At 73.7% G+C, this 11,915-nt stretch carries 12 protein-coding genes; all 12 read left to right on the forward strand.

All coding sequences use genetic code 11. From position 1 onward, the window contains the following. The first annotated feature begins 96 nt into the window (after nucleotides 1–96). The 12 genes from ACZ60B_RS33725 (at nucleotide 97) to ACZ60B_RS33780 (ending at nucleotide 11,883) form a co-directional block, all read left to right on the forward strand. Entirely contained in the window at nucleotides 97–540 is a 444-nt protein-coding gene (locus ACZ60B_RS33725) for a phage tail protein (protein WP_103554128.1), read from the forward strand. Continuing rightward, nucleotides 540–1,019, forward strand: a complete 480-nt coding sequence (locus ACZ60B_RS33730) for a hypothetical protein (protein WP_469393843.1) — start codon at nucleotides 540–542, stop codon at nucleotides 1,017–1,019. Before ACZ60B_RS33725 ends, ACZ60B_RS33730 begins: the two co-directional genes overlap by 1 nt. Continuing rightward, entirely contained in the window at nucleotides 1,016–1,159 is a 144-nt protein-coding gene (locus ACZ60B_RS33735) for a DUF6760 family protein (protein ID WP_469393845.1), read from the forward strand. The genes ACZ60B_RS33730 and ACZ60B_RS33735 overlap by 4 nt, the downstream gene beginning before the upstream one ends. A gap of 12 nt (nucleotides 1,160–1,171) precedes the next feature. Then, a complete protein-coding gene (locus tag ACZ60B_RS33740; RefSeq protein ID WP_469393847.1) occupies nucleotides 1,172–4,054 on the forward strand; it encodes a hypothetical protein in 2,883 nt (960 codons plus the stop codon). A 37-nt stretch (nucleotides 4,055–4,091) separates the two neighbouring features. After that, nucleotides 4,092–4,529, forward strand: coding sequence for a phage tail protein (locus tag ACZ60B_RS33745; RefSeq protein ID WP_152888584.1), 438 nt, complete (start codon nucleotides 4,092–4,094; stop codon nucleotides 4,527–4,529). After that, a complete protein-coding gene (locus tag ACZ60B_RS33750) occupies nucleotides 4,526–5,347 on the forward strand; it encodes a CIS tube protein (protein ID WP_469393850.1) in 822 nt (273 codons plus the stop codon). Before ACZ60B_RS33745 ends, ACZ60B_RS33750 begins: the two co-directional genes overlap by 4 nt. After that, on the forward strand, nucleotides 5,347–7,218 hold the full coding sequence (locus tag ACZ60B_RS33755) for a VgrG-related protein (protein WP_469393852.1): 1,872 nt from the start codon (nucleotides 5,347–5,349) through the stop codon (nucleotides 7,216–7,218). Before ACZ60B_RS33750 ends, ACZ60B_RS33755 begins: the two co-directional genes overlap by 1 nt. A 154-nt stretch (nucleotides 7,219–7,372) precedes the next feature. Then, nucleotides 7,373–7,654, forward strand: a complete 282-nt coding sequence (locus tag ACZ60B_RS33760; RefSeq protein ID WP_469393854.1) for a PAAR domain-containing protein — start codon at nucleotides 7,373–7,375, stop codon at nucleotides 7,652–7,654. A gap of 7 nt (nucleotides 7,655–7,661) precedes the next feature. After that, nucleotides 7,662–8,075 carry a GPW/gp25 family protein gene (locus tag ACZ60B_RS33765; protein WP_152888590.1) on the forward strand — a complete coding sequence of 138 codons (414 nt, stop codon included), beginning with the start codon at nucleotides 7,662–7,664 and terminating at the stop codon, nucleotides 8,073–8,075. Continuing rightward, nucleotides 8,072–10,018 carry a putative baseplate assembly protein gene (locus ACZ60B_RS33770; RefSeq protein ID WP_469393857.1) on the forward strand — a complete coding sequence of 649 codons (1,947 nt, stop codon included), beginning with the start codon at nucleotides 8,072–8,074 and terminating at the stop codon, nucleotides 10,016–10,018. The genes ACZ60B_RS33765 and ACZ60B_RS33770 overlap by 4 nt, the downstream gene beginning before the upstream one ends. Beyond that, complete coding sequence (locus ACZ60B_RS33775) at nucleotides 10,019–10,576, forward strand: phage tail protein (protein ID WP_469393859.1); 558 nt, start codon at nucleotides 10,019–10,021, stop codon at nucleotides 10,574–10,576. Next, nucleotides 10,573–11,883: an NADase-type glycan-binding domain-containing protein gene (locus tag ACZ60B_RS33780; RefSeq protein ID WP_469393861.1), complete on the forward strand. Its 1,311-nt coding sequence runs from the start codon at nucleotides 10,573–10,575 to the stop codon at nucleotides 11,881–11,883. Before ACZ60B_RS33775 ends, ACZ60B_RS33780 begins: the two co-directional genes overlap by 4 nt. Nucleotides 11,884–11,915: the final 32 nt, after the last annotated feature.

Raw genomic sequence — 11,915 nt, forward strand, 5'->3', positions numbered from 1 at the left:
CGGGTCACGGCCCCACGGCAGTGGGGCTCCCGCCGATCGGTCCCGGGGCGGCGGAGAACCGCCGCTCCCCACACCAGATGAGCCATGGAGGCTGGGATGCCACTTCCCGAACTTGACAGCTCTGTCGGCCACTCCTTCGGGCTGGAGTTCGACGGTGTGGTGATCAAGCAGATCACCGAGGTCAGCGGTCTGAAGATGGAACAGGACGTCATCGAACTCAAGCAGAACACCGCCGACGGCAAGTACGCCGTCAAGAAGCTGCCGGGCCGGCCCAAGGCCGGCGAGGTCACCGTCACCCGCGGTCTGACCGAGGACAACAGCTTCGAGACCTGGATCAAGTCGTCCCGGTTCGGGAAGATGAGTGACGCCCGCAAGAACGGCGCGATCATCGTCTACGACTACGAGGGCCAGGCCATCAAGCGTTACCAGTTGGTCAACGCCTGGCCGAAGTCGCTGGAGATCGGCACCCTCAAGGCGGGCGACACCTCCGTCCTCACCGAGAAGCTCTCGATCACGTACGAGAGCATGGAAGTTGAGTGATGCGCAGGACCATGACCGCCCAGACGCGGCAGGCGGCACCGCCGTTCTCGGACGTACCGGGGCAGGAGCACACCGGGGCACCGGGCGAGAGCGGTGCGGGGCGTGACACGCTCCGCACCGAGTTCGCCTTCGAACTGCCCCGGGGGTACGTGGACGACTCCGGCACCGTGCACCGGCACGGTGTGATGCGGCTGGCCACCGCCCGCGACGAGCTCATCCCGCTGCGGGACGACCGGGTGCGGGAGAACTCCGCGTACCTGTCGGTGGTGCTGATCGCCCGGGTGATCACCCGGCTGGGCACCGTCGAGGACGTCCACGCGGGCATCGTGGAGGACCTGTTCGCCTCGGACCTCGCCTTCCTCCAGGACTTCTACCGGCGGATCAACGCGGAGGGCCACACCCGCGCCGCGGTCACCTGCCCCTCCTGCCAGGAGCACTTCGCCGTGGACCTCGCCGGGGGCCGCCTGGGGGAATCGTGACGTACGCGGTCGAGCGCCTCTACGAGGAGATCGCGTACCTGGCCTACCACTTCCACTGGCCGCTGGAAGAGCTGCTCGATCTGGAACACCCCGAACGGCAGCGGTACGTCGAGCAGATCGCCCGTCTCCACGGGCGGTGAGAGGACACCGAGATGGGACTGCTGTCCTGGCTGACGAGGAGCGGTGACGGCTCGCGGGGCGCCATCCGGCCCGGAACGCGAGCGGGCGCCGACGCCGGGACGACACCCCCAGCCCCGGAGGCGACGGACACGGAGGTCACGGCCGACTGGCGGTCGACACCCCCCGTGCAGCGGGCGCTGAGCGCGCCCATGGGGCTGGTCAGCGACCCCGGCGGGTTCGGCCGGCGGCTGGGCACCTGGCAGGACCCGACGGTCACAGGCCCGCTCGGCCATCTGGTCAGCACACAGGCGCCGTCCGGCATCGGCCACGGGCTGGCGGAACCCACGCTGCCGGTGCAGCGGACGGGCGTACAACCCCGGGCGCACGCCTTCGACGTACCGCGGGGCGTGCAGGACCCGGTGTCGGCGTGGGCGGGCGAGCCGGGCGCGGCCGCGGCCGTCGCCCGCGGGGCCGGTGACCGGCAGGCCGATGCCGGAGGGTCCGTGGACCGGCCGGGTGACCCGCACGGCACGGACGGCCCGGTCGTCCTGCGGTCGGTGGCCCCGGCCGGGGACACCGCGCGTCACCCGGACCATGGGCCGGCCCAGACCTTTTCCGGACCGGCGCCGCTTCCCCTGGTGCCGCTCCAGCGGATCACCGTCGCGTCGAGCGGCTCCGGGCCGGGCTCGGCACCGCCCGCCCCGCTGATGGTCATGCGTGTGCCGTCCGCCCCGGCGGCTTCCGCACCCGCCCACCCCTTGGTCGTCGCGGAGCCACCGGACGTACCGGCACGGGAACTGACCGCGCTTCCGGCCGTGCCGGACGAGCACCCCGGTCCCCTCGCCCCGGACGCGCCGGCCGAGCCGGTCGCCGACCTGCTCGCCGCGCCCGGCACCTCTGCGGGGCAGGACCGGCAGGAGGCTGTCGTCCAGCGGACCGAGGCGCCGGGTACCGCCGGGTCGGCGGCGGTACGGGACACGGCCCCGCTCCCGCTCGCCGCACCGCGCCGCGACACGGTCGCGGGTCAGGGAGGTCCGGACGCGGCCGTCCCCACCGCTCCCCTTCTCGGCGGCGTGGACGGCACCGGGCCTGCCGCACAGCCGGTGATGCAGCGTGATGTCACTGCCCCGCCGCGTCCGCGTCATCGGGGTCTCGGCGAGCCGCTCTCCGCGCTGCCGCCCACCGCCCTGCCGCTTCCGGGTCCCGCGGCGCCCCTCGTCGAGTCCGCCGTATCCCCTTCGGTGCCTACCGTGCCGTACGTCTCCCGAACCGTGGCGGAGCCGCAGGCACCGACGGCTCCTGAGGCCCCGTACATCCCGGACGCTCCGGCGGTGCCGGACCTGACGGCGGGCCCGGCCGGGCCCGGAGCCCCGTCGCCCGGCGGCGAGGACACCGCGCCGCTGCTCGGCGACACACCACCCCTGATCACGGACCCGGTGGACCTCGGCACGGGCTTCTCGCCAGAGACGGTGACCGGTGCCGCCACCGACGCCGTGCAGGCCGGTCCGCTGCCCGGCCCAGGCCCCGCACCCGGCCCCCGCGCCGGATCGGGCCCCGCTGCGGACCCGGGAGCGGACGCCGTCCCCGGGGCCCCCGCCGCTTCCGGCGGCGCCACGCCACCGGGGCCGGTCGCGGTGCAGCGACTCGACGTTCCCGGCGGCCCGCACCAGGCACCCCCGCCGCCCGGTGCGACACCCCCGTCCGCGCAGGCCGACCGGGCACCGCTGCTCGGCGACGCCTCACCGCTCGCGGTGAGCGACACGGTGGTGCCCGAGGCGCCCGGCCAGGGAGAGATGGTGACGGCCGCGACCCCCATGCCGATGCGGCGGCTGGACGCCGTGGACGAGACCACGCTGCCCGGTGGGCTGTCCGAGGCGGGCATCGGCGCCGGGTCGGCGGACCGGGGCTCCGGTCCCGTGTTCCCGCTGGTGGCGCAGCGGTCGCTGCCCCTGTACTCGGTGCCGGCGCCGTCCGCCGAGGCGCCGGTCGCGGCCGGGCCTCCGGCCGCGGTGCCGGTTCGCTGGGAGCCGGTCGGGGGCTCGCGGTCCGTCCCTGGAACCGGCGGTTCCGCAGGCGGTGCCCGGTCCGCCGACGCGGCGGCCGAAGGCGTCGGCAGGTCCGGCGGCCACGGCGGCGACGGTGGCCCCGGAGGCGCTGGACACCCCGGAGGCGGGCCCACCGCCTCCGGCCCCACGGGTGCCGTCGTGCAGCGGGTCATGAGCACCGAGGGCACCGTCCCGTTCACCCCGTCCGCCCGGTCCCACGGTGTCCCGGACGCCCTCGGCGGATCCGGGCTTCCCGGCCGCCCGGGACTTTCCGGACCCGCGCGATTCCCCGGCGTCCCCAGTGCGGTTCTCCCGGGCGCCGTCCTTCCCGACCCTGCCCCCCAGCCGTACCTCCAGGCGCTCCAGGGGCCGGGTGGTCCGGGCGCCCTCGGCCCCGCGGTCCCGCTGCAGCGGCTCGTGACGGTGCCCGGCGTCGCCGCGCAGCCCGTACGCCGCTCCGCCCCGCCGGTGCCCACCTCCCCGTCGTTCCCGGGACAGGTGCCGTCGGTCTCCGCGCAGCCCGAGGTCAGCGCGGGGGCCGCGGCGGTCGCCGCCGGGGTGGCCCGGTGGATGCCTGACGGCTCCGTGGAGTTCACCGCGCCCTACGTGCAACGCGCCGAACAGGGAGCGCCGGTCGGCGAGCCGCCCGTCGGCCCGTCGGCGCAGCCCGAGCCGGACGGTCCACCGGCGGTGGAGCCGCCCGTGCCTTCGGCCCCGGCCGACACCCCGGAGAAGGCGGGCGGCACGGGCGCGCCCAAGGTCACGGACGAACTCGTCCGGGCCCTGCTCGCCCCCCTCAGCAGACTGCTCAGGGCGGAGTTGCGCATCGAACGTGAACGCGCCGGTTCCTTGATCAACATCCGGCACTGACAGAGCACCCGGTACCGACAGAAAGGCAGGGCATCGGATGTCCATCACCCAGGACCCGGCGGTCTCGGTCTGCTTCGTCGTCACGATCGACGGGATCGAGCTGGGCTCGTTCAACACCTGTGAGGGGCTGGGCTGCGAGGTGGTGATCGAACCCCGCGAGGAGGGCGGGAACAACGGCCATGTCTGGCAGTTGCCGACGCGTCTGAAGTACCCCAACGTCAAGCTCTCCCGGCCGCTGACCAGGGACACCCAGAAGGTGGCCAAGTGGTTCGCCAGCATGACCACCGGGTTCGCCCGCAAGACCGCGCACATCGAGGCGCGTACCGGCGACGGCGTGATGGTCGCCCGCTGGGGCCTGCTGGAGGTGGTGCCGGTGCGCTGGACCGGGCCGACGTTCAATCCCGAGTCGCCCAAGGTCGCCACGGAGACCATCGAGATCGCGCACCACGGCTACATGATGGAGCCCGGAGCATGAGCGGGCCCGTGGCGTTCAGCGCGGCGGGCGGCGGCGCGAAGTCGGCGTCGGCCGCGGGCGGCAACGCGCGGCCCAAGCTGGAGCACGCCTACCTCGAACTGCGCACCCCGCCCTCGGGCGGCAGCCTCACCCCGGGCGGACCGTGCGGCCGGATCGACTTCCAGTTCAATCCCAAGGAACTCAGCCTGGGCAAGTCGGCGTCCTGGAAGCGCACCCCCGCCAAGGGAGCCAAGAGCGCGGGGCCGCCGGAGTACCAGGGGCCGCAGCCCAGCAAGCTCACCGTCGAGATGTTCTTCGACGCCAGCGACACCCAGGACACCAGTGTCGTCAAGGCGGTGGAGAGCCTGTTCGCCTGCTGCGTACCGACCAACGAGACCCGGCAGGCGCAGCGCTCCTCACCGCCCTGGGTGGTCTTCCACTGGGGCGGCATCACCGGCTTCCCCGGCTACGTCAGCCAGGTCCAGGTCAAGTACACCCTGTTCACCACGTCCGGAGTGCCGATCCGCGCGGTGTGCCAGGTGACGATGGAGGAGATCAGCGGGGAGACGGCCGGCCAGAACCCCACCTCGGGGGCGCTCACCGCCCGCCGGGTCCACCGGCTCCGGGCCGGCGACACGTTGCAGGGCCTGGCCTGGGCCGAGTACGGCGACGCGGGGGCGTGGCGGGCCATCGCCGAGGCCAACGGCATCGACGATCCGATGCGGCTGGCCGAGGGGCGGGAGCTGCTGCTTCCCGCGGCCGACGAACTGGACACCGTGCCGGGCGGGGCCGCGCGGCCCGTCGGTTCCGGGGCGGCCGGCGGACGGAAGGCCCTCTGATGGCCAATGACACCGTCGCCAAGGTCCTGGTCGTGGAGATCGGCGGGGCCAGGCTGCCCGCCGACCTCGCCAACAGCCTGGTGGACGGCTACGTCGACGACAGCCGGACGCTGCCCGACACCTTCGTCCTGCGTTTCCGCGACCCCAGCAGGGTGCTGATCGACAAGGCCGGTATCAAGATCGGCTCCGAGGCGCGGCTGCTGGCCTCGTCCGGCGCGGGCGGCTCGCCCAAACCGCTGCTCAAGGGCGAAGTGACCGCACTGGAGCTGGACTTCGACGAGACCGGCACGTTCACCGTGGTCCGCGGCATGGACAAGGCGCACCGGCTCTTCAGGGGTCGACGGGTCGCCGCCTACCAGAACATGACCGTCGCCGACATCTGCCGCCGGGTCGCCCAGCGGGCCGGGCTCTCCACGGGGAAGATCGACGTCTCCGGTCCGGTCCTCGAACACGTCGCCCAGGCGAACCTCTCCGACTGGGACTTCGTCCGCGACCTGGCCGAGGACGCCGGAGCGCAGGTGTACGTGATCGACGGCGCCCTGCACGTCACCAGTCCCACCGAGGCGTCCGACGCGCCCGGCTCCTCGGCCCGCGCCGACCGCGACCCGCTGGTGCTGGAGCTCGGGAAGAACCTGCTGCGCTGCCGCGCCGGGGTGACCGCCGCCGGGCAGGTCTCCCAGGTCCAGGTGCGCGGCTGGGACACCAAGACCAAGCAGGCCCTGGTCGCCACCGCGGACGCGGGCCGTACGGACGCCGTCCAGCTGGGCATCGCCCCGGCGGACGCGGCGAGCCCCTTCGGCAAGGCCGACTACCTCGTCACCGACAACACCTACGGCGCGCAGGCCCGCGTCGAGCAGGTCGCCAAGGCGCTGGCGCAGCGGATCGCCGGGTCGTTCGCCGAGATGGAGGCGGCCATCCAGGGCAATCCCGAGGTCCGGGCCGGCGGCGCGGTCGCGCTGTCCGGGGTCGGTGCCCCGTTCGAGGGCCGGTACACCGTCACCTCCTCCCGGCACGTCTTCGACGCCCATCGCGGCTACGAGACCTGGGTGACCGTCTCCGGCCAGCAGGAACGCTCCCTGTCCGCGCTGGCCGGCGGCGCCTCGGGCCGGGCGGGCCGGGTCCCCGAGATGGACGGGGTCGTCGTCGGTGTCGTCTCCGACACCAAGGACCCGGACAAGCTCAGCCGGGTCAAGGTGAAGTTCCCCTGGCTGTCCGAGGAGTACGTCAGCGACTGGGCCCGCTGCGCGCAGACCTCCGGCGGCGGGGGCAAGAACGGCAAGGGGACCTCCGCGTTCGTCCCGGAGGTGGGCGACGAGGTGCTGGTCGGGTTCGAGCAGGGCCGGCTCGACCGCCCGTACGTCATGGGCTGCCTCTTCAACGGGCAGGACAAACCGTCCACGGCCAGCGGCGAGCTGGTCGACGGCACCAGCGGCGCGGTCAACCGGCGGACGTTCTCCTCCCGCAGCGGCAACCAGCTCGAACTGCTCGACGACGCCTCCGGCCCGCAGGGCGTACGGATGGTCACCGGCGACGGCAAGCTCACCATCGACCTCGACCGCAAGGGCACCAAGATCATCGTGCACAGCGACGGCACGGTGGAGATCGACGCCAAGGACAAGGTCACCGTCAAGGCGGGCAACGGCGCGCTGATGGACGCGGGCAACGGCACCCTCGAACTGACCGGCAAGTCGGTGAAGGTGACCGCGCAGACCGGCGTCCAGGTGGACGGCGGCAGCGGCCAGGTCGGGCTCACGACCAGCGGGGGAGTGGAGGTGAAGGGCAGCCAGGTCGCGGTCAACGGCACCGCGCGCACGGAGATCAAGGGCGGCGCGACCTGCACGATCAACGCGGGCCTGGTCCGCATCAACTGACAGGGCGGCACCAGGCGGTACGACACCCGGCACGACGGCGACCGGCCGCACGAGCGCACACCCCACGACCGGTCCCGGCACGACCAACAGACGACGTACAGCGAACAGCCACAGACGACGTACAACGAACAGCCGACGAAAAGGAGCCTCCCCCATGCCAGCCGCCGCCCGCGTCGGCGACCCCACCGGACACCCGGGGACGGTCGGCCCGCCCGGCGCGCCCACCGTCCTCATCGGGGGCATGCCCGCCGCCACCGTCGGCACCACCCATGTGTGTGCCTTCCCGCCGCCCGCGGTGCACCCGCCGTCCGTGATCATTCCGCCGGGGTGCCCCACCGTACTGATCAACGGCAAGCCCGCTGCCCGCATGGGTGACACCGCCGCCTGCGGCGCCCCGATCGTCGCGGGCTGCCCGACCGTCCTGATCGGCGGGTGAGCGGCTGATGGGACAGCAGTTCGTCGGCGCGGGCTGGGCGTTCCCGCCGCGCACCGACGCCACCGGAAGCATCGCCCTGGTGCGCGGCGAACGGGAGATCGAGGAATCGATCCGGCTGGTGCTCGCCACCTCTCCGGGGGAGCGCCCCATGCGGCCGGAGTTCGGCTGCGCCATCCACGACTACGTGTTCGCCCCCGCCGACGCCGGCACCGCGGGCCAGATCGCCTACGAGATCCGGCTCGCCCTGGACCGCTGGGAGCCGCGGATCGAGGTCGTGGGCATCGACGTCCGGTTCGACGCGGTGGAGGACGGCGTGCTGTACATCGACATCAGCTACACCGTGCGGGGCACGAACGACCCCCGCAACCTCGTGTTCCCGTTCTATGTGATTCCCGCGCACGAGGAAGGTACGGGTCGGTGACGCTGCCCAGCCCCAATCTCGACGACCGGCGCTTCCAGGGTCTCGTCGACGACGCCAAGAGGTTCGTCCAGCAACGGTGCCCCGAGTGGTCCGACCACAACGTCTCCGATCCGGGCGTGACCCTGATCGAGGCCTTCGCCACCATGGTCGACCAGCTCCTCTACCGCCTCAACCGGGTGCCGGAGAAGAACTACCTGGCCTTCCTCGACCTGATCGGCGTCCGGCTGCACCCGCCCACCGCGGCCCGTACGGACGTCACGTTCTGGCTGTCCGCGCCACAGCCCGAGACCGTCCGGGTCAAGGCCGGCACCGAGGTGGCCACCGTGCGCACCGAGACCGAGGAGGCGGTGGTGTTCACCACCGTCCGCGACCTGTCCGTCGTGCCGTGCGGGCTGGCCCGGCTGGCGACCTGCCCCGGCGGGGGCGAGGCCGCCGACCGCACCCAGGAGCTCGCCCTCGGCCGCGACGTGCCCTGCTTCGACACCCGGCCCGCTCCCGGCGACGCCCTGTACGTCGGCCTGACCAACCCCGTCCCGACCGGGGTCGTCGTGCTGCGTCTGGACTGCCGGGTCGACGGCGTCGGCGTCGACCCGCGGCGCCCGCCGCTGCGCTGGGAGGCGTGGGACGGCACGGCGTGGGCACGCTGTGATGTCGAGGAGGACACCACCGGCGGCTTCAACCGCCCCGGCCAGGTGGTCCTGCACCTGCCGGCCGACCACGCGGAATCCACGATCGCCCGCGGATCCGCGGGCTGGCTGCGCTGCCGGCTGATCGCCGCCGAGCCGGACCAGCCCACCTACCTGCAGTCGCCGACCATCCGCGAGGCCGAGGCCTTCACCATCGGCGCCACGGTCGAGGCCGTGCACGCCGAGACCGTGACGGACGAGGTCCTGGGCCTGTCCGAGGGCGTGCCCGGCCAGTCCTTCCACGTCGCCCGGCCGCCCGTCGTCCCCGGCGACGAACCGTTCGTCGTGGAGGTGGCGGACGGCTCGGACTGGTCGCAGTGGCAGCGCGTCGACGACTTCTCCCACTCGGGCCCCGGCGACCGGCACCTGACACTGGACCCGAACTCCGGCCGGATCGACTTCGGCCCGGCCGTCCGGGAGCCCGACGGGACGATCCGCCACTACGGCGCCGTACCCGCCAAGGGCGCCCCGGTGCGGATCCGCTCCTACCGGACCGGCGGCGGCAGCCAGGGCAACGTGGCCAGGGGGACGCTGCGGATGCTGCGCACCTCGCTGCCGTTCGTCGCACGGGCCGAGAACCGGCGCGCCGCCGTCGGCGGGGTCGACGGGGAGAGCGTGGAGAGCGCCAAGGTCCGCGGCCCCATGACACTGAGCACCCTGTACCGGGCGGTCGTCCCGCGCGACTACGAGGTGCTGGCCCGCGAGGTCGCCCCGGACGCGGCGCGGGTCGCCTGCGTACCCGCCGGAGAGGGCGAGGAGGGCGGCGTACGGCTGCTGCTGGTGCCGACCGTGCAGGGCGACGCACAGGGGCGGCTGCGCTTCGACGACCTGGTGCCGCCCCGGGAGACGCTGCGCAGCCTCGCCGACTACCTGGACCAGCGCCGTCCCATCGGCACCCGACTGGTGGTCGAGCCGCCCTACTACCAGGGTGTCACCGTCGTGGCGTCCGTACTGGCGGCCCGCGGCGCGGCCACCGACCCGGTCCGCACCGCGGCACTGGCCGCCCTGTACGGCTACTTCAACCCGGTCACCGGAGGCCCGAGCGGGCAGGGCTGGCCCTTCGGGCGGCCGATCCACGCCGGTGAGGTCTACGCCGTCCTCCAACGGGTGCCGGGCGTCGACCTCGTCGAGGACGTCAGGCTCTTCCCGGCCGACCCGGTGACCGGGCAGCGCGCCGAGCCGGTCGCCAGGATCGTGCTCGACCCGCACGCCCTCGTCTTCTCCTACGAGCACCAACTCCGAATGCGGGAGGCCTGAATGCGCGGAACAGTCGAGGGACTGCCCACGCCCCATCCACTCATCTACCAGCTTCCCGCCGTGTACCTGGGAGAGGACTTCATCCAGCGGTTCCTCGGCGCGCTGGACGACGTGCTCGCGCCGGTGCTGCTGACCGTCGACAACCTCCCCGCCCACCTCGACCCCCGGACCGCCCCGGAGGACTTCCTGGAGTGGACGGGGCAGTGGGTCGCCGCCGACCCGGCCCCCGGTCAACCGGCCGCACAGCGCCGGGCCGCGGTCCTCGGAGCCATGGAACGCCACCGCAGACGCGGAACGAGCGGCGGACTCGCCGAAGCCGTACGACAGGAGTTCGGCGCGGACGCGGAGATCGAGGAGACCGGCGGCACGTCATGGTCCGAGACGGCCCACAGCCCCCTGCCCGGGGCGGCCGGTGCCGCGCCCCGGGTCACCGTACGGGTGCGGGTGGCCGACCCGGACGCCGCGGGCGCGGAACGGCTGCGACGGCTGGTGGCCGGTGAGGTGCCGGCGCACGTCGGGTACGACACGGAACTGCTGCCCCTCAAGGAGGCGTCATGAGCGGCCCCGCCGGACCGGCCTGCCCGGACTGCGGCCACCACAACGCCCCGGGCGCGGCGTTCTGCGCCTCCTGCAACGCGTTCCTCGAATGGGAGCAGAGCGGCGCCGGCCCCGCCGAGGGCGGCCAGGGTCCGGCGACGGCGCCCCGCGCGGCCGTCACGGAGCCCGCGGTCGCCGGCCCGGCCGGGCCCGCTCCGGTGGTACCGGGCCCCGGGACACCGGACGCGAACGGTTCCGTGCCGTCCGTCCGGACAGCGGCGGCCGTCCATCCCGCCCCGGAGCCGACGGCCACCCGGACCGATCCCGCCCCACCCCGGCCCGAGACCTCGGCATCCGCACCCCCGCGGCCCCGGACACCGCCGCCCGGTTCCGCACCGGAGCAGACTGTCCCGAGCCCGGCGGTCCCGTCCGTCCCAGCCGGACCGGTCCGGCCCGCAACGCCGGGGGAACGCGGGGGCTCCGGCACCGTACGGCGGCCCGGAGAGCGGCCTGCGGACCCGGACGACCTGCCCGCGCCGCCGAGCACACAGGACACCACCGCACCCGCGCCCCCCGCCCACGACCTGATCTGTCCGGCCTGCGCCCAGGCCAACCCGCGTACCCGCACCCTGTGTCTTCGCTGCGGCGCCGTTCTCGACGCGGCCGTGGTGCAGGAGGAGCGGCTCTCGTGGTGGGCGCGCCTGCTGCGGCGGTTCCGGCGCCGCCCGCCGCGCCCGCTCACGGCCGGGCAGCGCCCCCCGGTCCGGGCATGGCGACGGCCGAGCCTGGCGATCCCGATCACCCTGGCCCTCCTGCTCGGCGGTGGCTACCTCGCCCGGCCCCACCTGAGCAGCCTCATCGACAGCCTCCGCAACAAGACGGCCGAACCCACCCCCGTCAACCCGAAGTCGGCGCAGGCGTCCAGCCACCTCAAGAACCACGGGCCGAACCTGGCCTTCGACGGGGCGAGCAACACCTACTGGGCGCCCGCGTCGGCCGGAGCGGGTACGGGGGAGGAACTGGAGGCACGTTTCGAACAGTCCTTCACCCTCAAGCAGCTCATCGTCCACACCGGGGTGTCGGTCAACAAGGACGAGTTCCTCAAACAGGCCAGGCCGTCCGTCCTCGACGTCGAGCTGGGCGAAGAGGGCGGCAAGGTCGAGAAGAAGCAGCTCAAGCTGGAGGACAAGCCGGGGCCGCAGACGCTGGACCTCGAAGGGAAGAACGTCACCTCGGTGCGGTTCGTCGTCCGGTCCGCCTACGGGGCCGAGGCGAAGAACCGGCACACGGCGATCCTGGAGGTCGAGTTCTTCGGCCTACGAGGATGAGGATGACGTCGGTCCGGGACGCCCGGTGTCAG

The sequence above is a fragment of the Streptomyces sp. NPDC104096 genome, assembly GCF_055584385.1.